The following is a 23,665-nucleotide window of genomic DNA, read 5'->3' as shown; positions in this document are numbered from 1 at the left end:
GTTGAGGCCTGGCATGACGAACATCCCGAACGGCCAGTTCCGCATGCCCCGCCATCACTGGCTTGTCCGCTACTACCGCGCGCAATTCAGGTTCGCGCTCGGAGTCCTCAGCGCGCTGCGGCTCATCCCACGGCCGCTGGCGACCGCTGGGTACGCGTGGCTGCGCAGTACCGAAGTCTCCATGAAAGGAGCCGCTGTGAAGTCCCCGATCCGATTCAAGGCCGTCGTCCCGGTGCTGGTCGTCGTCGGCGTGATCGCACTGGTCTGGACGCTCGTCACCCGCTGGCAGAGCCCGGACGAGCCGTCAGGTACGCCGGGCGTCCACGGCACCACCATCCCAAGCGAACCGCCGGCGGAACTGGATGCCTGGCGGCGGCCGACGACCACTGATCCCCGCGAGTTCGCGATCGCCTATGCCCGGGCGATCTGGACATACGACACGACCCGGCACAGCTACGTCGACTGGCAGAACGCGGTGACGGTGTTCGCTGACCCGGCTTCGGCCGCGCCGCAGGTCGCGAAGAGCCTGCTGCCCCAATGGCCTGAGTGGGACCAGCTTCAGTCGTACAAGGCGCGCGCCATCGCCACCAGCATCACGGCTGAGATCACACCGGATCTCGCCGCGATGGTGAACCGCAGTCAGGCTCCGAACGGGTGGCACGCCTACGTCGTACGCGGCAAGCAGACCGTCATCCGCGACACCGACACGAGGTTTCTGGATCGGCAGGCCGCGGTGGCCGTTGTGTGTACGCCGCTGTGCCGATTCTGGTCCGCGACGTCGCAGGTAGCGCCGTGATCGTCAAGACCATCGCCGCTACGGCCCTGCTTGCTGGTGGCGCTGGTTTCGTGGCGCCCATCGCTCTCGCCGCGGGCAGCACGGAGAGCGATGCCGACGCCTGCGGCAGGGCGAGGCTCGTAGGTGCGCGGCCCACGAGTGCGCCGCTCGTGGGTGCGCGGCCGGCCAGTGCGTCACTCGCCGGTGGGTCGTCTGCCAATGCACCGGCTGCCGGGGCTGCACCAGTCAGCTGCAAGATGCCGACAGACCACGGCGGGCGCCTCCCAGGAGCGGACGAGGCCGTCCCTCGCGCGCTGCGCCTGGTCGGCAGCCACGGCTACTACCAGCTCTGCGCGCGCCTGGCCGCAAACATCTGGGGCCGGCCACGTGCAGGGTACTTCTCGGCCGCCGAGCAATGGCGCCACATGATCGCGACCAGCCAAGCACATCTGCGTGATCGCCAGCCACCAACCGGCGCACTCGTGTTCTGGGACACCGGCGGCCCGTACGGGCACGTGGCGACGTACGTCGGCAACGGCCGCATCGTCTCGAACGACATTGGCGATTCGGTCCCCGGCGAGGGCGGTGTGTACCTCGTGGACTTCGGCGTCATCGAGTCGAAGTGGGGCGCGACCTATCTCGGTTGGGCGCCGCCCAGCTATCCCACTACCTGAAGGACATGACGTGTTCAAAGACAGTGTCTTGTCCCGGCACCTGGTGATCACGCAGGACCCGGGCGTTGCCCCGAACACCAACGGGCTGCCAGGACTGCCCGAAGTACGCACCTTGGCCGGCGCGACCATCACGTTCGCGCTCGTCACGTGCGTGGTCGCGTTGATCATCTCGGCCGCGGCATGGGCCTTGGGCAACATCAACGGCAACCCGAACTTCGCGAGCAAAGGACGGATCGGCGTACTGGCGTCGCTGGGGGCAGCCATCTTGATCGGCTCGGCGAACAGCCTGATCAAGTTCTTCAGCGGCATTGTCATCGGTTGAGGCGTACCTGATGCCTTGGATGCAGTGTCTGATCAACCCGGGAGCCTGTGCGGTGTCGGCGGGCAAAGACGCGATTACTGATTCGGTCTGGGATTCGTTCGTCGGCTGGCTGGCGAAAGGGCTGAGTGAGTTGACGACGTACGTGTTCGACAGTTTCAGTTCGAGTACGACGCCGGACTTCAGCCAGCAGTGGTGGACCGACAACCTTCATTTGGTCGTGTCGATTTCATTGCCTTTGCTTGTGGTCGCGTTCGTGATCCAGTGTGCGGCGGCGGCGATTCGGCGGGAGCCAGCTCGGTTGGGTCAAGCGATCTTCGGGGCGCTACTCGGGACCGCCGGCGTACCGTTCGCGGTCGGGATTGTCGGCGCTTGCGGGAAGGCGGTCGACCAGATGTCGGCCGCGATTCTCGGCAACCCGACGACCCGGCCAGGGATCGAGCGGCTGCTGAACGTCACGGCCCTGCTGAGCGTCGGAACACTCGGTGGGTTTCTCGCCATCGCGGTCGCGTTCGGCCTGATCGCGACGGCGGCGTTGTACTTCGTGATGTTGATTCGCGAGGTCGCGCTGGTTGCGTTTGTCGTCTTCGCGCCGATTGCGCTGGCCAGTTGGACCTGGTCGGCGACGCGGCATTGGCTGCGGCGATGGATCGAGGTGATCGGTGCGTTGCTGTTTTCGAAGGTTGCGATGGCGGTGGTGTTCACGCTCGGTCTGTCGGCCGTGGGTGCTCCGGGGACCAGCGCCGGTGCGAGTGTCGGGACGTTTCTGACCGGGGTTCTGTTGTTCGCGATGGCTGCGTTCGCGCCCGTTGCGACCTTCTCGTTCATTCACTGGGCAGGCGATCAGAGTCACAGCGCGCTTCATGCGCTCCAGCAAGGAGCCGCAGGGCCGTCGATGGTGAAGGAGCGGATGGAACAAGCGCAGCGTTGGAGCGCGCACCACTTCAGTGGCTCAAGCGGGAAGAACGACAGCGGTCCGGTAGTGGGCGACGACTCCAAGCACGAGCACTCTGCCGACACCACGACCGGAAGCGATAGAGCCACTGAGGGACAGCCTGGCGACGAGACGTACTCGGCGGCATCTCCACCTTCTGCATCGGAGGACGACCGCGCAACCCGGACTTCCAGCACCGTCTCCTGGACACACGTACCGGTCGATGAGTCTGGTGATCCGGGTCGTACGTCAAGCGACGCTGGCGACGAGGACGGTGGAACACGATGACAAATCCCGATCCGCTGTCGACCCGCTTCCCACGCCCCGAGCGGCACGCTGTCCTGCTCGGCCTGCGCCCGATGCAGGTCGGCCTCGTACTGGCCGCAGTCACTCTCGTCACCTTGACAATCGCAACCGAACTGCCGGCACCGGCAAAGTTCACCGCACTGCTGACCGCTCCGATCTGCGTCGTCGTCGCATTCGCCCGCATCGAGGAACTGCCGACATACCGATGGCTTGTCTTGATGGGAACGCACTCGTGGCGTTCACTGCGCGGCCAACAGTCCCATCGCGCCCGCGTGATGGAGCCACGCAAGCTCGGCCGTCTGCAGCTGCCCGGCGAGGGGAGCGCACTACGGATCATGACGTCGAGTACTGGATTCGGCGTCGTCCACGATCCACGCCGACGGCGCCTGATCGCGGTCGCAAGGATCGAAGGTCCAGCCCATCTCCTGCAAAACGCTGACGAGCAGGACCGACGCGTCGCGGCGTACGGGAGGCTCATCGCCAGCCTGTGCAACGGCAACCGAATCGCCAGAGCCCAGATCCTCGAACGCACCCTGCCGGACCCAGGTGACGAACTAGGCCAATGGGCCACGAAACGGCACGTCGATCCACGTACGCCTGCCGGCGCGATCTACACCGAACTACTGGAACGAGCCGCACCCGCCGCCGCGCGGCACGAGACGCTGTTCAGCTTCGCGGTGAACCTCGACACCGTATCCCGCGAAGTACGCAAACATGGCGGCGGAATGGCCGGCGCCACCACCGTACTGGAATCCGAAGCACGCGCCTTCCAGACCTCACTCGCCGCCGCAGGCGTGACCGGCGCCTGGCTCGGCTCAGGCGACCTGGCCGTCAGCCTGCGCACCGCCTTCGACCCAGCCGCGACCCGAACACTCCAGAAAGCGCAGTCACTCGATGCCGCCGACGCCGGCCCGCTGGCCGTCGACGTCGGCTGGGACCAACTGCGGACGGACTCGTCGCTGCAACGCGTGTACGTCATCACCGAATGGCCCCGGCTTCGCGCCACCCCGTCCTTCCTCAGCCCGCTACTACTCAAGCCCGGCATTCGCCGCACGTTCACCCTGGTACTAGAGCCGATCCCGATGGCCAAAGCACTCCGCGATGCACGGCGTCACCAGGTTGAGCGAGTCAGCGACCGAGCCACGCGCAACCGCATCGGCCAACTGGAATCCGAAGAAGACCGCCAGCTCGACGCCGACGTCGCCCAACGCGAACGCGACCTCGCCGCCGGTCACGGCGATGTCCGCTGGCTCGGCCTGCTCGTCGTATCCGCCGACACCGACGAGGCGCTCGACGACGCCTGCATGGAGATCGAGATCGCCGCCAGCCAAGCCCTCCTCGACCTCCGCCGCCTCGTCGGCCAGCAAATGGAAGGCTTCCTCGCCGCCGCCCTCCCGTTCGGCATCGGACTCTGATGGCGACCAGGCACACGGCGTACTACGAGGCCGACGACGCAGACAAGGCCACCCGCCAAGCCAATCGACGCCCGCGCAACGACGTCCCACGAAAGACCGCTGCGGAAGCTCTTGACGGTGAGTCGGGCGTACGCGGCGGTCGACGGCTACTGGTCGACACGCATCGAGCAACTACAAGGGTGCTGCGGGTCGCGTACCCGTTCCTCGCCGAAGGCGGTTTGGGTGCAGACGGCACCTACATCGGCTCTGACGTCTTCAGCGGCGGCTCATTCGTGTACGACCCATGGGTTCTGTACCAAAGCAGAGCCATCACCAACCCGAACGTACTGCTCGCAGGCGTCATCGGCAGCGGCAAATCATCGACCTCCAAGGCACTTATCACCCGCTCCATCGCCCTCGGCCACAAGGCCTACGTCCCCTGCGACCCCAAAGGCGAATGGACCGCAGTAGCCGAAGCAATGGGCGGAGCCACCATCAAACTCGGACCCGGACTCCCGGCCCGGCTCAACCCACTCGACGCCGGCCGCCGACCATCCACGGTCGCATCGGACGAATGGCAGCGGATCGTCTGGTCCCGCCGCCGAGCCCTGCTCGGCACCCTTGCCGAATCAACACTCGGCCGTCCGCTGGCCGCCGTCGAACACACCGCCCTAGACCTCGCGCTCGAAACAGTCTCCTACCACGCCGCTCCGACAATCCCGGATGTCGTAGTCGCGCTCTTCACACCCGACCGAGCTTTCGCGGAACGTGCAGGGCTGCGTACGACAAACCTGGTCGACGACGGCCGCGAGGTAGCCCACGCGATCCGCCGCCTCGTGCACGGCGACCTGGCCGGCATGTTCGACGGCCCATCCACCACCGAGTTCGACCCGACACTGCCAATGGTCACGCTCGACTCGTCCTGGCTCGGCAGCGGAGGCAACGACGAGGTGCTGCGCTTGACGCTGGCGTGCGCGTCGTCGTGGCTCGAGGCAGCGGTCGCCGATCCTGCGGGCGGCAACCGCTACATCGTGTACGACGAGGGCTGGCGAGTGATGCGTGATCCCGCGCTGCTGCGCCGCATGCAAGAACAGTGGAAACTCTCCCGCGCCTGGGGCGTATCGAACATCCTCATCGTCCACCGCCTGTCCGATCTCGCCGCTGTCGGAGACCTCGGCTCCGAAGCACGCGCGCTGGCCGAAGGTCTCCTGGCCGATTGCTCAACCCGAATCATGCTCCGCCAAGAACCCGATCAGCTGGCCCGTACCGCGAGTCTGCTCGGCCTCACCGACGTCGAGATCGCCACCATCGCCAAGCTACCGAAAGGCCGCGCGCTGTGGCGGCTGCCCAACAGATCCTTCGTCGTCCAGCTGGTACGCCATACCCGCGAAGTCGAACTCTTCGACACCGACGCCCGGATGTAGATACCCATGACTCAACGACCACCACGCGATCTCACCGAGATCATCTTCATTGCCGCAGGCATCCTGTTCTGCTCCAACGGCGTCTTCTATATGGCCGGCGGTCTCGCCTGCCTGCTCACGACCGGCGCCTGGCCACGATCGCCCTGGATCGACGCCATGCGCGTCGTCTTCGACCCAGGCGAACCAGCTGTTGTCTTCGGGCAGACCAGTGGGGACTTCGGCCCGGCCATCTACTGGACAACCGTGGCCGTCGTCGTGGCCGTGCCGACTGTCATCTGTCTGGTCGGCGCGCGGCTGTGGCTCGGCCGCCGTTCGACTGCGGCCAGGCGACGGCGGGCGCTGGCTGCGCGTCCGGGTCTCGCGACCGGTGCCGAGGTCGAGTCTGCGGTCGGGCGGTGCCAGGTCGTGCGGCGAGGACGCTCCGCCCGCCCGCAAGCGCCTTCAACTTCGCCCGCCGAGGTCGGGACGCTCCTCGGTCACTCCCACGGGCGCGAATGCTGGGCCTCGGTCGAAGACTCACGCATCGTCCTCGGCCCACCCCGTTCCGGCAAAGGCCTGCATCAGATCATCAGCGCTGTCATCGATGCACCCGGTGCTGTGGTCACCACCTCGACGCGTCCCGACAACCTCGCCGCCACCGTCGAACTCCGCCGCAAGATCGGCCCAGTCGCTGTCTTCGACCCGCAAGGTCTCGGCCGTGTCGAGGGCATTCGCTGGTCTCCCGTACGTGGCTGCGAGAACCCGACCACCGCCATGGTCCGCGCCAGCGGTCTCGCCGCCGGCGCCGGGTTCACCAAAGGCGGTGTCACCGACGGAGCCTTCTGGCACGGCCAAACCGAGATGGCGTTGCGCGGCCTCCTCCATGCTGCAGCGATCGACGACGCAGGGATCGCCCAGCTGTACAGGTGGGGTCTCGAACCGGCCTCGGCCACCGAAGCCGTCACCATCCTCAACCGCTCCGACGTCGCCGCCGAAGGCTGGGGCGACACCCTCGACGGCATCGTCCGCATGGACGGCCGCACACGCGACGCCATCTGGGCAGGCGTCCGCTCCGCACTATCCGCGCTCGCCGATCCCGCCGTACGCCACGCCTTCGACCCGCCACCCGGAGAAGGCCTCGACCCCGCCGCCTTCATCCGCGAACACGGCACCATCTACCTACTCGGAACCGGCGCCGGAGCCAGCGCCACCTCATCCTTCATCGCCGCGCTGCTCGAAGACATCACCGAAACCGCCCGCCAACTCGCCGCCCACAACCCCGGCGGCCGACTAGAACCACCACTCGCGCTCGTACTCGACGAGATCGCCAACCTCTGCGCCGTACCATCCCTGCCCGGCCTCATGGCCGAGGGCGGCGGCTCCGGCATCTCCACTCTCGTCGTCATCCAATCCCTCGCCCAAGCCCGCGAACGCTGGGGCGAACAAGCCGCCGCCGCGATGTGGGACGCCGCGACCCTGAGGCTTATCCTCGGCGGCTCCGCCCAACCCCGCGACCTCCAAGACCTCGCCGCAGTCTGCGGCGAACGCGACGAAGAAGTCCGCAACTGGAGCCGCGGCCCCGACGGCGGCCGCACCACCTCCACCAGTACCCGCCGAATCCCCATCCTCCCGCCCGACGTCATCCGCACCCTGCCCTTCGGCACCGGTGTACTGCTGGCCCGCACCGCCCCACCCATCCTGCTCACGATGACCCCATGGACTGACCGCGCAGACGCTGACCAAATCCGCGACAGCATCGGCAAAGCCACCCTCCGATGAGCCCAGACGCACCGCCGGAGTTCGAAGACGCGTCGTGGAACCTGCGATGAACCCTGACGACGAACTCGCCCGAGCCCTCGCCTTCACCGCACCCACGGACCCCTACGTCATCTGCTGGCGCGACCTAGACCCCGCCTCCACCACCGAGGAACTAGAAACCCTCGCCACCTGGATCACCTGGGCCACCACCCGCTACAACCTCGACCACAAGGTCATCCCACCCTGCTGGCCCCACCACGGCGCCATCATCGAAGAACTCTCCGCCCTCCGCACCTTCTGGGAAGCCTGCTACCAAGCCGACGCCGCCCCCTCCGACCCTCTCGCCTTCCACCGCGACTTGACGCTTGCCCTACGCCGGTTGCGCGACTGGAGTTCGTTGCTAGGTTGTGGTCGGACGGTCCATCGACCAGAGCCAGAGGTCGGGTGAACCGGGCAACTCGGCAGATCGAGGCGCCTGCTCCTTCGTGGGAGAGTACGCCCCTGTGAAGACCGAACTTGACTTCCTTGTGCTCATCTTGGCTGGTACGTTCCTGACCTTCATCTTCTTGGTGGCGATGGTCGGGTTGTTGATACCGCCGTTCATTCATCGTTTCGACCGTACGGGCGACGTGCCGATCCCGATCCTTGCGGTAGTGACCTTTTACTATGTATTGGGTTGCTCAGTAACGCTTGGATACATTGCTCTCGCTGCTCCTTGGCTCGCGGAAGGCGTGCTGGGGGTGATCCTCTTCTATGCTGTCGGCGCGCTGGTGCGGGTCTACCGATCAAGCCGCGGAGCCGATGCGGTCCCGCTGGGCTGGCTTAGCGAGCACGGCGTGACGCAGCGCAGGATCCGAGATCTTCGTCAAGCCCGCACTACTGCAGATCTCCGCGCCTGGGCCTGCTTGGTGACGTTGGCAGCGCCGGTCATTTTCTTGCTGCCGGCCACATGGCATCAGGTTGATTCGGCAGTCTATGAGGCGGGGTTCTGGGCGTCCGTGGTCGCTGCTGTTCCGCTTCTTGGCTGTATCTTCCTCAACGGCCGGCTCCGCGTCTGTGACAGCTTGTTGCTGTGCCTCGGTGAGGTCTGTGCGCCAGATCAACCCCGACCGTGGGGTGTATTGCCGCTGGAGCGATGGCTCGGTGTCCGTTCGTCCGCGACGTACATCTGGCACGAAGGACGGACACCTGAACAGCGAGCGTTTGAGGGAGCCCGTCTGTGCATCTACCGCCTGGTCAAGCAGCGATCACGACAGATCCCAGGAGTGGATCCCCTTGTGTTCAGGCAGAGCGCACAGTTCTTGGTCGAAGACCTTCACTCCTTGGCCGACAATGCTGCGGACGCCAGAACCAGCGTGACGATCACCCGCATTATTCGATTCGCCATCCTCGGCGACGTCACCCTACTCGGGCGATCGGCGCTCCAACCGGCGTCGCTGATCAACGACCGTGCCTACTCTCGGTGGCCCCTGCGGCAGGTGCTTGCTCCGGCCTCCCTCATCGTCGGATTGATCGCGTCTCTGGTCGCCATCGCAGAGAAGCTCTGAACCAACCTCGACATGAGGCGTCTTCAAACACGGATGGCGGATCGAGCATCATTGCGAGGTGGCGGTCGCACGTTCGCGAGCGGTGTCTGCGGGAGTTAGTTGATCGTCGGTCCTAGCGTGGCGTACGGATCCGGGGGTCTCTTGGCTGGCCGTCGCCCTGAACCGGGTCCGATCAACAGTGAAGGCGAAGCTCGGACAAGACAACGCAGGCCCTTCGGTCCCTCGCCTTCCACCGAGACCTACCCTCGCTATCGCTGCCCCCGCGACCTGAGCGACTTCTATGGCCGCACTCGAACCACTCACTGACCGGTCAGAAGCATGTTGACGCTCAATGTCAGCATGACGGCGCCTGGGACGCACCACACGGAGGTGTCGTGACGGACACCTCATTAGATTTATTGCCAATAGATCTAATGAGGTGTCAGTTTGGTTTTGTATCTTTTGCTGATTTAAATTCAACCTCTATCTGGTTGGCGTAAATTTCGCAAGTGGAGTGCATGTTCCTGCAATTGGTGTAACGCGGTTGTGAATTTGGGCGATATGGGGGTTGCTGGCCAGCCCTATGACCCGCCTAGTCATCGGTGCTTGTCCGAGGCCGGCGTTAGGTGGGGTGTCATGTCTCGTTCTCGGCGTGCCCGCGTGCAGCTGTCTCGTGCGGTGGCAATCGTGGTGTCGTTCGCATTGCTGGTGACGGGGTTGGAGGCGCAAGAGAAGGCGGTTGCTGCTCCTGCGGCCGATCCGAAGCCGCAAGCGGCGAAGGTGGATTCGCGGCCGGATCTGGTGTCGGCGGTGGTGTCAGCGCGGTCGCAGGGTTCTCGGGTCGAGGTGGAGTCGCTGCGGTCGGAGACGTCGTCGACGTGGGCGAACCCGGATGGGACGATGACGACTGAGGCGCATGCGGCGCCGGTCCGGTTCAAGGACGCTAAAGGTGCGTGGCGGTCGATCGATCTGACGCTGGCCAAGGGTACCGACGGTATGGTCGCGCCTCTCGGCCACGGGTTCGGTCTGCACCTGGGCAAGCGGACTGCGGCCGCTGGCGGTGTCTTTGCGTCGGCGACTGCTGGGGCGGGTCGTCAGGTGGAGTGGATGGCGCCGTGGAAGCTTCCTGAGCCGTCGATCGACGGAACCACCGCGACGTACGCCGAGGTGCAGCCAGGCGTGGATTTAAAGCTGGATGCGCGCCGTACTGGTTTCGAGACTGACCTGGTTGTGAAGGAACGGCCGGCGACCGCGCCGGTGTGGCGGATTCCGTTGCGGACGAAGGGTTTGACCGCACGCCAGAACAAGGATGGCGCGGTCGAGTTCGTCGACGCGAAGAACGTTGTCCGGTCGCGGATCCCGGTGGGCCAGATGTGGGACGGGGTCACCGATGAGCATACGAAGATGCCGGTGAACAACGTGCCGGTGAAGATGTCGGTCGAGCAGGCGACCCCGGGCAAGGCGATCCTGGTACTGACCCCGGACCCGGCCTGGTTCATGGACCCCGCCCGGGTGTTCCCGGTGACCGTGGACCCGACCTACGAGGTGTCGACGACGCGGCCGAGTTTCGACACCTGGGTGCAGTCGGCGTATCCCGATGATCTGTCGGGAACGATCGATCTGCGGGTGGGGATGAATGGTACGAAGACGGAGCGGACGTTCATGAACTTCGCGACGGCGCCGTTCGCGGGCAAGGACGTGTTGTCGTCGTTCTTGTCGGTGTGGCAGTACGGCGGCGTGTCCTGTACCCCGACGGTGGTGAATGTCCGGGCGGTGCAGCCGGTGTCGACCGCGACCCGCTGGGCGAACCAGCCCACCTTGGGTGCGGTGTACGGGTCGCTGAACACCACCAAGGGCTTCTCCTCCGCTTGCCCCGGTGGCCGGATCGAGATCCCGATGACGAGCCTGGCGCAGGCCTGGTCGACCGCGTCGTACCCGACCGGTGGTTTGGCGCTGGTCGCGGCGAATGAGGCGGATGTGAACTCCTGGAAGCGGTTCTACGCTTCCGGTGGCCCGGCCGATCCGTACATTTCGTTCACCTGGAACCGGACCCCGAACGCGCCTGCGACGGTGGAGACCACTGAGGCCGTTGCTTACGCGGCGCCGGGCGAGTCCACGTCGTCGATGTATTCGCCGACGCGCCGGCCCTGGGTACGCACCAAGGCGACTGACCCGGACGGGAACACGGTGAAGTACGTGTTCGAGTTCATGACCGGCTCGAACACCGTGGTCGGGACCTGTACGTCGTCGGTGTACGCCTCCGGCACGACCGCCGGCTGCCGCCCAGCCACGGATCTCCCGGACAACACACTGTTGTATATCCGGGCGAAGGCGAACGACGGCCGTGTCGACGGACCCTGGACGAGCTACCAGACCCGGCTCCGGATCGGCGCCGCGACACCGGCCGCCCCGGTGGTGTCGTGCCCGTCCCCGTACGTGATCAATTCCTGGCAGGACAACCCGCCGGCGGCGAACGTGGTGTGTACGGTGACCGCGACCGGCACCGGCTACAACGCGCCCGGCTACGTCCGGATCACCGCCGACGGCCAGCCGTTGCCCACGAACTTCGCCGGCGGTGCACCTGGCCAGATCAAGATCACCCCGTCGAGCGATCCCGCGGTCGCCAAGACCACGGTGACTTTCGATAAGAACACCCCGGGCTTGCACCGGATCACCGCGACCGCGGAAACCCCGGCCGGCACGCTCTCTTCATCGAGCTCGTACAGCTTCGGCTGGGGCGGCTCCGCGATGACCTCGCCGACGGCGGAGCTGCGGATCACGACGGCGAACACGATCCGGATCACCGCCTCGGGTCCGCCGAAAGGCCAGTCATCGACCGTGACCGCGAAGGTCCGGTGGCGCACCTCCGGCTATGGCGGCGCTGCGCATGACACGGTCGGCTGGACCGAGGACGCGACCGCGCTCCCGGTCACCGACAACGGCGCGGCCGGTGTCACGGTGAACACGGTCTGGGGCACCATGAACGCCAAGATCGACAACTCCCTCGACTCCGACCCCGACACCGCCGGAATCCAACCCACCACCCTCAACGAGCGCGTCCCGGTGAAACTGGACATCCAGGTCTGCTTCACCTACGCCTCCTCCAGCCAATGCACCTGGTCCCAAACCCCCGATACGACAGTGCAGCGCGTACCGCATGCCTTCGGCAACGGCTACCCGACCTCCGGCGCAGGTCCTGGGCAGGTCGCGTTGTGGACGGGCGAGTTCAACACGGATGAGACCGACATCTCGGTCCCCGGCTACTCGGGAAGTTTGATGTTGTCCCGCTCGCATTCCACCTACGCGGGTGCGCTGAACTCCTTGACGGGTGTCTTCGGTCCAGGCTGGACCGCGCAGTTCGACGGCACCGACGTGGGCGGGGCAGGGTTCGAAGTGGTCGACTCGACGCGGATCGACGGGACCATCGCGTTGCTCGGTGGGGACGGCTCTGGGCTGGTCTTCGAATCGCCGACAGGAGAGCGGCGGACGACGGCCGCGCTAGCGCCCGGGGTTTGGGAGCCCGCGGATGAAGACACCGAACTCGACGGTTCCCGGTTCACAGTCACCGGTTCGGGGATATCGACGGTGCTGTCCCTGATCGAGGACGACGGGACCGTCACTACCTGGACGCCTGCAGCGGCGCCGACTGCGAGCAATGCGGTCTCGTTCCGTCCGGCTGGTATCGCTGAGCCAGGGATCGCGTCGAAGACGACCTATTCCTACGACGGCAATGGCCGCGTGATCAGGATCATGGCTCCCGCTCCGCCGGGAGTTACCTGTCCAGCCACGGGCACGCTGAATCCAGGTTGCCGGGCGTTGCGGTTCGTCTACACGACGATCGGCGCATCTCAGGTTCGGCTGAGCGAGGCATGGCTTGATATCTACAATCCCGACAAATCCGGCGGGGCGGGAATGGATTCGGTCAAGGTCGCCGCGTACACGTATGACAGCAACGGTCTGTTGACGAAGGTGACCGACCCACGGTCGAACTTGTCCACGGAGTACGGCTACAACGCTCAGAACCATTTGACCTCGGTCAAGCCAGCTGGTCAGGTCCCGTATCAGTTGCAGTACGTGACGGTGGATCAGCGCGCGAAGCTCGACAGCGTGACACGGCAGCGTCCAGCTGGCGACCCAGCGGGTGGTACGGCGACGTTGGCGAAGTTCGTCTACGACGTTCCGCTGACCGGGCCAGGACTTCCGGATCTGTCGGCCGGATCGGTTGGTCGCTGGAATCAGAAAGCCATTCCCACCAACGGGTTCGCGGTATTCGGGCCTGAGCGTCAGCCTGCCGGGTCGCCGTCGGCGGACGATTGGCAGTACGCCGAGTTGCAGTACACCGACGGCGCAGGCTATGCGATCAATACAGCGAAGTACGGGGCTGGCGACTGGCAGTACACCTCCACCGATTATGACGCCCAAGGCAACGAAATCCGTGAGTTGGATGAGCGGGCGCTGCGGCTGGTGATCGACAACAACATGCCGGCCGGGGCTACTGTCGATCAGTTGGCCAGCCTGACGATTTACAACTCTGACATCAAGAATTCCGCGGGCGACACGATCTTGACCCCGGCCGGGACGCTGGTCACCGACACCTACGGCCCAGCACGGTACGCGGCGCTGAGGGACGGCTCGATCCAATGGAGTCGGGTGCATACCCGGACGAGCTTCGACGAAGGTGCTCCGAACGGTGGCATCAACCCTGACACCAGCCTGCCGTACCGCGCAGCTACCACTGAGACCGTTTCGGCCTTCGATCCCGGTACGGGCGCAGAGGAGGTGATCTCACGCACCCTGACGGACTACACCGCAGCCGTTACAGGTGAGCCGGACGGTTGGGCACTCGGTCTGGCCGGCACGGTGTCATTCGACGCGAATCCGGCCGGGCCGCGGTCTGAAACGACCGGTGATCAGGTGCACGTGACTCGGTACGACTCCGAAGGCCGGACGATCGAGACACGGCAGGCCGAGTCCAGCGGCGCGGATGCGGGCACGACTCGAACGGTCTACTACACGACGGCGGCCAATCCGGCATTCGCTGATTGCGGCGGCAAGCCACAGTGGGCAGGCCTGATCTGCAAGTCCTACGTCGCTGCGCAACCCACCTCGTCGGCAGGTTCGACACCGACGCTGCCGGTCACGACGACCACGGCCTTCAACTACCTGCTCACCCCGAAGGTCGTGGTGGAATCGTCCGGCGCCGTAACTAGGACGACCACCACGAAGCATCTGCTGGACGGCCGGGTTCAGTCAGTGAAGACAGCGATCGTCGGTCTCACCGGATCGACGCCCAGCAATGAGAAAGTCACCACGTACGACGCGGCGACCGGAGATCCTACGATGGTCTCCTCGATCGCGGGTGATGGCTCAGTCAGCGGGACGGTGACCACAGGCTATGACGGCTGGGGGCGCCCGACCACGTATCAACCGTCCGGTGAGCAGCCAACGACCACTGTGTACGATGCGAGTGGCGCGGTAGCCACCATCACTGATGCCAATGGTTCGACCCGCTACACGTACGATGGCGTCGACGCCGCGGGCAAGACCGAACGCCGCGGTCTGGCAACCAAGGTTGAGGTGACGGCTGCGGGCTCGACCTGGTCATCGTCAGGCGCTTACGACGCCGATGGTGCTCTCATGACCCAGAAACTGCCAGGCGGCATCACTCAGCATCATGAGCTCGATAATGCGGGTGAGCCTGTCAGCTTGCGTTACACCGGGCAAGTGACGACTACCAGTGCCGACGGTTCGACGAGCGTCGAGCCGAATGGGCCATGGATGTCATGGTCGGTTGACAATGAGGCAAACGGCCGGGTCAGCCACGAATGGACCCCAGAGGGGTCCGCCTTCCGGGGCCAAGCGGGCGATGCGATCCCATACGACCGGTCCTACAGCTACGACTCCGTCGGCCGCCTCACCCGGGTCCGAGACCGAACAGCGACGGCCACTGGCGTGGACATTACCGATCCCACTGCCACGCCCTGCGTAACCCGCACCTACGGGTTCGACCGCAACGGCAACCGCAACGCCAAATTCACCGCGACCTCGGGACCGGACGGCGTGTGCCCGGCCGGAGGCGGCACCAGCGTCAGCCGGGTCTTCGACACAGCCGATCGGCCTGTCAACGGAGCAAACGGCGCCGGGAACTACAGCTACGACCAGCTTGGCCGGACGACGACCGTGCCGGCGAGCGACGCATCGAATCCTGTGGATGGACCGGTAACGATCGGATACTACGACGACGACTCACCCCGCTCCGTCACCCAGAACGGAACCTCCACCACATACACCCTCGACGCTGCCGGGCGGCGCTCGACGGAAGCGACTACCGGCAGCTCCGGATCAAGCGAAAGCATTCGGCACTACACTGACGCCTCCGATAACCCGACCTGGATCACCACAGGCGCCAGTACGCAGCGCTATGCCGAGCTGATCGGCAACGATCTCAGCCTTATCGTCGACGGCAACGGGACAGGCGCACTCGCCATCGCAGGTCCTCGTGGCGACGTCGTGACAACTGTCGACCTGCCGGGGGCGGCACCGGCGACCGCGATCGAGGGCTGGAACAGCTTCGACGAGTACGGCAATGCCAACCAGACCAACAGCGCCACAACCGGCTCGATCCGCTACGGCTGGCTCGGTACAGAACAACGCGCCGCCACCGACACCGGCATCATCCTGATGGGTGCTCGGCTCTACAATCCCGTCACCGGATTGTTCACCTCCCTGGACCCTGTCGAAGGCGGCAACCCGACCGCGTACACATATCCTCTCGACCCGATCAACGAAACCGACACCGATGGCGAGTTCTGTCACTGCTCTGTTGGAGTCGCCGGTGGTCGGAGCGGCGGTGGCCGCGTGGGTGGAAGCAGCGCGGGCCGCGCGGGCAGCTCCAACGGCGGCTACGGCAAGGGCGGAGCCCGTGGCTCAGCCCAAGGCGGGCGTGCCCGCTGGGGAGCCAAACAAAAAGGTCCGAGTTACCCAAAGAAGGCCAAGGGTAAGTCCAAGAACAAGAAGAAGAACAACTATCAGGGCAAGTCGTACGGCTACACCATCTACTATCGCCACCGCGGCCGCTGGCACACTTGGAAATACGGAATCACCTCGCAGACCAACTACCGCGGCCGGCCAAATGAGCAACTCGCTGGCTGCCAGTACATGATGCGCTCAAGATGTAAAGTTGGTAAAAGGATCCGCTATTTCCGGAGTAAGTCCTCTGCGCGGTTGTGGGAGTATGGAAGCATCGCGTCCTACTGGCGGCGACACGGCACCTGTCCACCAGGTCAATGGAAGAGTTGCAGATGACGATCGCATGGTTACAGCTGGTCGGTGGTCCTCGTTACGGAGAAGACGGGCCTGACTTCTCCGGTGTCGCGGACACTCGGGCCTGGACGGCGCTTCGGGAGTTGGAGACCGAGTTGCTGTCGGAGTTTGATGGCGGCCGCTGGCTAGCGCAGGGCGGCTATGAGCGGGTCGCGATACATCTGGAATATCGCTCCGACAAGCGCGGGCGGGCGCGGCGCAAGATCGGTGAGACAGGACGTTTGCTCACGCCGTCGTTGTCGCTGGTGTGGCCTGAGTTGGAGACTGCCTCGGTCGGGGAGATCAAGGATCACCTCAGACCGGTTGTGCTCGAGGCGTTCGCGCTTGTTGGTGAGCGGAAGAAGTTCGGGCAGTTGCCGAGGGCTGGTGAGGCTGCTGGGCTCCAGACGGTTCCGTTGAAGCCGTTGATCGAGGATCCGGCGCCGTATGACGAGGAGCCCGGGGATTGCTTTGTGATCACCCGGGATTTTCCGCCGGACGTTGAAGAAGCACAGCTGCCTGAGTTGTTTCGTCGCTATGAGGAGGACCTCGAGGAATTGTTGTCCGACGAGGGGATGGACAGCGTCCTTGATATGGAGACATCGGCCACGGCCGCCAGGTGGGTAGTCCGGATCGTCCGCGAGGAAGACTGAACGACTGTTCGGTTGCGTGTAGGAGGAGGGTGGCGCCATCTTGCGCACGGTGGCGCCAACCTCCTACCTGACTTCGATGTGTCAGTTGTCCACCTGGCCCAACGGCGGAGTTGTAGATGAAGGTTGCATGGTTTCAGCAAGTGGGTGTGCATGTTCGTCTGGCGAGTGCTCTGGGCATCTGGAGGTCAGAATGATGGCGTGCTGGCGTTCCCGGCGTGACGGTCTCGTCTCGAGTGGCGCCGGTACTTGTACGCCGAACCGTCCTCGACATGCTGCGACATGCCGGTGAGGTGTGGCTTGACCGAGGCATCCAGAATGCGGTTGGACGCGGGCGTGCTCCTGGCCTTCTGGCGCGGGCGCAACTAGGTCGACTTCATGGTTCGACGTGCACTGATTTGGCAACAAGTACTCGGGGTTCGTCGAAGCCCGGAGTCCTGAATTGACCCGGCAAGAACGATGGGCGACCGGCTGGAGTCGGCGATCGGTCAAGGTCAGCGGTATGAAAGCAAGGACGGTCTTCAGAATGAAGCTCAACGGCTGGAAGTTCGACCTCTGGCATGGGCCATGGCGTTGACACGCGGCGGGTTCCTCGACGATTTGCTTCGCCTGTCGCAGACCCACCCGGGTCTCTTGTGGGAGGAGAAGATCGTCGAGCCCGCCCCTGAAGTCTCGGATTTCTACGTTACGACGGATCGCATTGAGCCGATCATTGTGTCCGTCCGCGATGGACTCGAAGACGCTCGGGTGATGGTTGATGACTATGTCTTCGAGAGTGTGCCGGCATCCGAGCTCTACGACTTCCTGGCAGCTGTGCTCGACGGTGACTGGGAGGTACGCCCGAAGAAGGGATTCTGGAAGCCGAGCCAGATGGAGGCCCGTCGGGGCGATCGGCGCTGGCTGTCCTGATCCTCGGGTGGGCGCGGTGGATCCTCGCGTGTGGGGGCACGACGACTTAGAGCTGTCCGACAGTTGCGGGCTCTGCAAGGCAGGGACGTCGCGTGCGCCGACGCGTGCTTGTCCGGTCATCAGTCTGCCCGCGGGAGTAGAAGTCCTGGACCGTTATGGCACGCAGCCCTCGTCGATTGGGTTGCTGGCTGCACCTTCCGCTGGAGCGGTGTGCGTGGTGTTTGCCGACCTGCGTTCGGACGGTGTCGTGGAGATTGTGGCCAGCTGTGCGACGAGGCGGCTGTATTGCTTGCTTTGCACGATTGCTTGTTCGGGTGGTGGGGCGCCGAGAGGGGCTGGGGCGTGGACGCCGTACAGCTCTCTGTAGGCGGCGATTTCCCGGGTCAGCGCCAGCTCAACTTCGGTTGGTAGGCGGACGTGCGAGGTGAGCATTTGATGCCAGGCAACGCCTTCATCGGCTGCTTTTCTGGCCAGTTGGTCGGCGCGGTAGCCGATTTGGATCTCGAGTTCGCGCAGTTGGGTGATCAGGGTGGGATCGCTGACGTCGTGCGCTGGCGTTACAAGGCCTGCGATCAGGGGTGGTTGGCTGCCGGTGCGGTGAATGGTCCTGGTGACTAGGCGTTCGACTCTGGTGTGGAGGACGGCTGCGAGGTCGACGGCGTTGTGCAGGGGCGACTGGTTGATGGATTGGTGGAGGAGTTGTGCTGGGTTGAGGTTGATGGATTCGGCGCGGCGGAGTTCGGCGACGAGGGCGCCGTACGCGGGTGATGCTTCGAGGGCGGTTTGGTCGCTGGCGTTGAGGCCGCTGCGTGTTGCTGCTTCGTGGTAGCGGGTGCGGGCGTCTTGTTGGCAGAGGTGTTCGTGGATTGGGACGAGGCGGTCGAGTCTGGTGGCGTTGTCGAGTTGTTGGCGTAGTACTTCGTGGGCGGCTTGTTCGATGCCGGGGTTGTGGAGGATGGCTTCGAGGAGGTCTTGCATTGTTTGTTCTGGGTGGGGTTCGTGGAGGTCGGACGCGGCGTGGTGGGTTGCGATGTAGGCGTGGTTGGTGTGTTGGCCGCGGGTCATGCCGACGTACATGAGGGCTCGGGTGAGTTGGTCGGTGACGACGAGGTGGGCGGTGTCGACGGTGGTGCCTTGGGCTCGGTGGGCAGTGGTGGCGTACGCGAGTTCGACGGATGTACGGACGTAGCTGCTGGGAAGGGACACGGTTTGGCCGGCATCGTTCTGAACGGTGAGGGAGCCGTCTGGCCAGCGGTGGATGACGGTCCAGTGGTCGCCGTTCTTGACGTAGTTGCTGGTGCCGTAGGGGATGCGGCGGTTGTTGAGGCGGGTCACGATCTGGTCGCCGAGGCCGGCGTGGCTGCCGGTGTGGAGTTCGACGCCGCCGGGTTCCACGTGACCGGTGGTGATGCGATCGAGCTGGGCGCGGGCGTTGAGACGCGCGACGGTGGCGTTGTCGGCCGCGATAAGAAGGCTGGTCTGACCGCTGTTTGTGTCGGCGAGCCACGCCTTGTACGCCGCGTCTTCCATCGCGTCGGTTGATCCGGCGGTGAGTCGATGATGGTGGTCGTACACGTCGATGGATGACGGGTCGCCGTGGCGGAGGGCGAGGCTGGCGTCGCGTTCCCAGGTGGTGGTGAAGCGCCACACGTCGGTGAGTTCGGCGGCTTGGGTGGCGTGGGCGATGAGGCGGAAGGCGCCGCCGGTGTCGGCGGCGGAGAGTTGGGCGTCGTCTCCGACCAGGAGCAGTTTGGCGCCTGCGGTGTCGGCGGCGCGGGCGAGGGCGGCGAGGTCGATGGTGCCGGCCATGGAGGCTTCGTCGATGATGACGAGCTGGTTCTTGCGGAACTGCCATCGGTCGCGGTCGGTGTGGAGGGCTGCGAGGTGGATGGCGAGTCGTTGGTGGCGTCGCCGGCGCCGGGTTTGGTTGGCGTGGTGTGCTGCGTGGGCGGTATGCCGGATCTGTTCGTTTCGCTGCTCGGCGCCGAGGCCCAGGGATTCGTGTATCCATTTGGCGATGTTCTCGGTCGGGACACCGATCGCGTCGGCGAGGACGGTCGAGGCGGCCGACGATGGTGCGAGCGCGATGATGGAGCCGTCGCCGTTGGCCGCGGTCCAGTTGGCCGTCAGGGCTGCCAGGAGTCTGGTCTTGCCGGTGCCGGCCGGGCCGATCAACGCCTCGACCTTCTGCCCGCTGGTGGCGATCCGATGGAGCGCCTGGATCTTGTCAGGGCCGAGATCCACCGTCCGTATCGCGTCGTGGTCGATCGTTGGGCCTGTCGAGTCGTGGGCGAGTTCGAGAAGGATTGACTCGGCGCCGAGGATCACGGGGGAGGTGTAGATCTGGCCGTTGTGGACGGTGAAGGCGCTGTCGCCGTCGGCTCGTGTGGCCGGTGTCGGGATGAGTTCTGGGGCGGTCAGATTGATGGAGTACTGCTCGGCGGATTGGATGATTCTTTCGAGTACGGTCGTGCGCTCGGCGGCTGAGCTGAGTCGGAGCAGCCGTGTTTGCCGGGCAGCTTCGGCGAGGAGGTTCCAGCGGGTCCAGGTCGCGCGCTTGGATTGCAGTGTCAGAACGGTGGCCGCGCCGTACGCCTCGATGGTTTCTGGACTCAGGTCAGCAGCGCCGAGGTGACAGCCGCTGGCCTGCTGGAGCGTGCTTTCGATGCTGGCAAGCGCGTCGCGGCCGATAGCCAGTTCTGCGCGCTTCTGCCAGTGGGCCATCAGGTCTGCCAGGGGATTGGCTGCGTGCTTGGGTGGACGATTCATCAGGGTTGCCTGTTGCCGCAGGGTGTATATTTCGCGGCGGCTAGGTGGATGAATCGAGCCTTCGCGGCCGTCTAGCAGGGTGGAGAGGTTCGCTTCGATCTGTTCGGTTCTGGCGGAGAACTCTGCGATGAGTTTGTCGGGTATGCCGCTGATCTCGAAGGCCGGGTTGCGCTGGGAGCCACGTTCGCGCAGTTCCCAGTTGATGCCGAGTCGGCGACTGAGATTATCGGCGAGGAAGACGTTATGGACCTCGGACATCGCCACAGCCGCGCGGTACAGGACTCGGCCGTCGAGCGTCCGCCACGCTCCATCCGGCCCCTGCACGCGGTTGGCGACGACGACGTGGGTGTGTAGCTGCGGGTCGCCGCTGCGCGTATCCCAGTGATCGAACGCCGCACCGATAAGACCGCGCGTATCGATCTGCGCGACTCCGCCCGAGCCGGTTCTGGTGAACGCCGCCTGGGATTCGATGAGGGCAACGACATCCCGAACAGCGTCATGATGAGCAGCGACGATCTGCTCCTGTACGCCGACATCGCTTGTAGCCCAGAGCGCCGACACAGACTTGGCAGGGGAGAACGTCAGGTCAAAGCCAGCCACCGCCTGCCTCGACTTGCGCCGCATCTCCTCATGCCGGATCCGACCAATCGCCGCCTCGCGCTCAGCCACGGTGAGAGCCGGGTCGAGGTCAGCGATCCGCTCCCGGACGAGCTCCGACGGGCTCTTGTAGACCGCGTGCGGCCGGCCAAGCGAACGACCAGTCACCGGGTCCTCAGCCCGCCCGAAAAGCGCCGCCATCTGATCCTCAGTGACCTCGCTTCCGGTCTCGAGCCCGCCATCCCCGAGCCCGGCGAGACCACTGCCGATCCATCGCCCAGGCGGGTATCCGGACGCGGTGTAGTACGCCGTGAGCGGCGTAACCATACGCCGATCAACATCGCCCGACGCAATGTGCCGCAACAGATACTTGTAGCCGTCCCCAGCAGTCAACCGATGAATACTCAGCACGGCCACCCACCAACCCGATGGCCGTCCCGCTGCCCTAGAAGCCCTCGCACACACGCTCAACGGAAAGCACAGGCCGCATCTGTCCCGTGAGAGGCAAACACCGCCTCCTCAAGTGCAAGATGTGTGAACGGTCTGAGGTCCGTCAGCCACGCCCACCGGCAGGCTGACGTGTGGTCCTGAGTCAGCACAAAGCTGAAGGCCTGCCCCGAACGTTGAACCTACAGAAGTCCCGCGCGGCATCGGATCCGAGGCGGTTGTCCACAGATCTGGCTGCAGCGCATCGAGAACCTGCAGGTTCGGCGCATCTTTCACTGTGACGGAAGGGATTCCATGAACTACTTCGAAGTTCCGAGACGCGTGACTGAACTGGTCGTTCAGGCCGACGCGATTGTCGAGATGCTGGAGGCAACACGACCGGGCGAACGCTGGGCAATGACGGCCTTCAGCCGGTTTCGCTGTGTCCAGTTGTTGGGCGCGCCATACGAGCCGTACGACGGGCAACTGCAGGCCGACCCCGCCGGGCTATTCGACCAAGCGGCTCGCGAAGTCGACCTGCTCGACGTACCGATCGACCAGCTGAGCTGGCGCCTTGCCCTGGCGGATGCCTTGAGGTCGGCGGGAGAGGACACCCGGATGGTCCGGGATGCGCTCGACGTATGAAGACCTGCTGCGAGTCGCGAGACGGGACGCGGTCGTTGCCTACAACCTCGCTGTCGATGACGACACGGACCTGATCGCCGGCTGGCAGGCGACGTTGAGCGCGGCTCGCCATCACTTCCGCTGGCTACGTCTCGAGTTGTCGACCGCCGACTACGCGAGAGCCAGCGGCGCCAGGGCGGAAGGCCCGTTCGGCGTACTCGCTAGGTCGCTCGGTGCTGGAGCCGATCTTCTCGCATCGCAGAACAGAAGCACGAGCGACGCGTTCGAGGATGAGTGGCTGGTCGTGGCCCGATCCGAGGTTGCGTCGATCACTGCGCTGGCGGCGCGCGCGGCGGTTACGAGGCTCGCGAGTCAGCGGAGCGGTGATATTGAGACCAAGCGGTTGTTGCTCGGACATCTGGTCGATGTGCTCGAAAAGCTCGAGTTCCACCGTGTGCCCGGATCGCCGACAATAGGCGCACTGCTTGGGCTCGCGACAACGTTGCCGCATGCACCAGCTGACCGAGATGTCCGGCGGGCGCGAACACGTCGCGGCGACTGTCGATGAACAGTCCCGCGTCATTCTGCTAGCCGCGCACTGGCAATCGACTCACGATGCAACTCGCCCTGGCGGTGTGGTGTCCCGCGACCTTCGGTCGACGACAGCACAGGTGCGCACTGTCATTGGCTACTGCCTTCACCTGACGGACCTGATGAATCAGTCGGGTACGAACAGCGAGGCCGCCGGCGATATGGAGCATGCTCTGCGCAGCCGGCTGTCCGATGGGCAACGGTTGAAGGGGCCGCGTGAGCTACTCCCCGATCGCCAGGCGGTCGTGATCGACGAGCTGATGCATGCAGCAGTCCGGGTGGCCGCAGTGCAGCAGAATACGGTGGCGTGGCTGGTCCTGCATGGCCGGCTGTTCGTCCCAAAGCCCGAACTCGGCAAGCGCGATCGTGAGTTTCACGCGCGACCTGGTGCCTGGCGGCTCAAGTATCTGCAGTTGTCGTGGGTGCGGACGAATCTGGCGTCGTGCTTCGCCCTCGGCGTGTCCACCCTCGGCACGCTGTACCTCGTGCGCGCCGAGCACAACACCCCACACGCATTCGCCGCCGTCGAATCCGTGCAGATCGTCATCATCGCCCTGCTCGCCATCGGCGCCGCCGCGCTTCACCAAGGCAGCCGCCGACGCACCCGTGATCGACGCCTGAGGACTCGCCATGGGCCCTGCTCGATCTGTCCCGGTGGCAGTTCGCCATCACGGTGGTGTTCCACATGCCGTTTCCGGCCGTCATAGT

The 23,665-nt window shown here is 65.0% G+C and carries 16 protein-coding genes; 15 read left to right on the top strand and 1 reads right to left on the bottom strand.

From position 1 onward, the window contains the following. Positions 1-196: 196 nt before the first annotated feature. The 12 genes from HDA44_RS15925 (at position 197) to HDA44_RS15870 (ending at position 17,950) form a co-directional block, all read left to right on the top strand. Positions 197-796 (top strand): hypothetical protein, encoded by a 600-nt coding sequence (locus HDA44_RS15925; protein WP_184835156.1) that lies wholly within the window; start codon positions 197-199, stop codon positions 794-796. A 236-nt stretch (positions 797-1,032) separates the two neighbouring features. Next, positions 1,033-1,449 (top strand): CHAP domain-containing protein, encoded by a 417-nt coding sequence (locus tag HDA44_RS15920; protein ID WP_184835154.1) that lies wholly within the window; start codon positions 1,033-1,035, stop codon positions 1,447-1,449. Between the two features lie 10 nt (positions 1,450-1,459). Further along, complete coding sequence (locus HDA44_RS15915; RefSeq protein ID WP_337906035.1) at positions 1,460-1,771, top strand: DUF6112 family protein; 312 nt, start codon at positions 1,460-1,462, stop codon at positions 1,769-1,771. Positions 1,772-1,781: 10 nt separating this feature from the next. After that, positions 1,782-2,990 (top strand): TrbL/VirB6 family protein, encoded by a 1,209-nt coding sequence (locus HDA44_RS15910; protein WP_184835152.1) that lies wholly within the window; start codon positions 1,782-1,784, stop codon positions 2,988-2,990. Further along, positions 2,987-4,423 (top strand): SCO6880 family protein, encoded by a 1,437-nt coding sequence (locus HDA44_RS15905; RefSeq protein WP_184835150.1) that lies wholly within the window; start codon positions 2,987-2,989, stop codon positions 4,421-4,423. Before HDA44_RS15910 ends, HDA44_RS15905 begins: the two co-directional genes overlap by 4 nt. Beyond that, positions 4,423-5,826 carry an ATP-binding protein gene (locus tag HDA44_RS15900; RefSeq protein WP_238352463.1) on the top strand — a complete coding sequence of 468 codons (1,404 nt, stop codon included), beginning with the start codon at positions 4,423-4,425 and terminating at the stop codon, positions 5,824-5,826. Before HDA44_RS15905 ends, HDA44_RS15900 begins: the two co-directional genes overlap by 1 nt. A 6-nt stretch (positions 5,827-5,832) precedes the next feature. Continuing rightward, positions 5,833-7,584, top strand: coding sequence for a type IV secretory system conjugative DNA transfer family protein (locus tag HDA44_RS15895; protein ID WP_202887385.1), 1,752 nt, complete (start codon positions 5,833-5,835; stop codon positions 7,582-7,584). A 46-nt stretch (positions 7,585-7,630) separates the two neighbouring features. Continuing rightward, entirely contained in the window at positions 7,631-8,011 is a 381-nt protein-coding gene (locus HDA44_RS15890) for a hypothetical protein (protein ID WP_184835148.1), read from the top strand. Positions 8,012-8,066: 55 nt separating this feature from the next. Further along, positions 8,067-9,110, top strand: coding sequence for a hypothetical protein (locus tag HDA44_RS15885; protein WP_184835146.1), 1,044 nt, complete (start codon positions 8,067-8,069; stop codon positions 9,108-9,110). Between the two features lie 657 nt (positions 9,111-9,767). Beyond that, positions 9,768-16,394 carry a DNRLRE domain-containing protein gene (locus HDA44_RS15880; RefSeq protein ID WP_337906034.1) on the top strand — a complete coding sequence of 2,209 codons (6,627 nt, stop codon included), beginning with the start codon at positions 9,768-9,770 and terminating at the stop codon, positions 16,392-16,394. After that, a complete protein-coding gene (locus HDA44_RS15875) occupies positions 16,391-17,044 on the top strand; it encodes a hypothetical protein (RefSeq protein ID WP_184835142.1) in 654 nt (217 codons plus the stop codon). Before HDA44_RS15880 ends, HDA44_RS15875 begins: the two co-directional genes overlap by 4 nt. 456 nt (positions 17,045-17,500) lie before the next feature. After that, positions 17,501-17,950 carry a hypothetical protein gene (locus HDA44_RS15870; RefSeq protein WP_184835140.1) on the top strand — a complete coding sequence of 150 codons (450 nt, stop codon included), beginning with the start codon at positions 17,501-17,503 and terminating at the stop codon, positions 17,948-17,950. A 153-nt stretch (positions 17,951-18,103) separates the two neighbouring features. Here HDA44_RS15870 and mobF read toward each other — a convergent pair whose 3' ends face one another. Next, positions 18,104-21,733 (bottom strand): MobF family relaxase, encoded by a 3,630-nt coding sequence (mobF, locus tag HDA44_RS15865; RefSeq protein ID WP_184835138.1) that lies wholly within the window; start codon positions 21,731-21,733, stop codon positions 18,104-18,106. 351 nt (positions 21,734-22,084) lie between these two features. Here mobF and HDA44_RS15860 point away from each other — a divergent pair, with 351 nt between their 5' ends. The 3 genes from HDA44_RS15860 to HDA44_RS15850 are packed head-to-tail and all read left to right on the top strand — an operon-like array spanning position 22,085 to position 23,664. Beyond that, positions 22,085-22,387: a hypothetical protein gene (locus HDA44_RS15860; RefSeq protein WP_184835136.1), complete on the top strand. Its 303-nt coding sequence runs from the start codon at positions 22,085-22,087 to the stop codon at positions 22,385-22,387. Next, entirely contained in the window at positions 22,371-22,934 is a 564-nt protein-coding gene (locus HDA44_RS15855) for a hypothetical protein (protein WP_184835134.1), read from the top strand. Before HDA44_RS15860 ends, HDA44_RS15855 begins: the two co-directional genes overlap by 17 nt. Then, positions 22,876-23,664: a hypothetical protein gene (locus HDA44_RS15850; RefSeq protein ID WP_184835132.1), complete on the top strand. Its 789-nt coding sequence runs from the start codon at positions 22,876-22,878 to the stop codon at positions 23,662-23,664. Before HDA44_RS15855 ends, HDA44_RS15850 begins: the two co-directional genes overlap by 59 nt. The last annotated feature ends 1 nt before the right edge of the window (position 23,665 follow it).

The sequence above is a fragment of the Kribbella solani genome (assembly GCF_014205295.1).
In the GTDB taxonomy this organism is placed as follows: Bacteria; Actinomycetota; Actinomycetes; order Propionibacteriales; family Kribbellaceae; genus Kribbella; species Kribbella solani.
The sequence above is the reverse complement of the archived record's forward strand: the minus strand, read 5'-3'. Positions and strand labels throughout refer to the sequence as shown.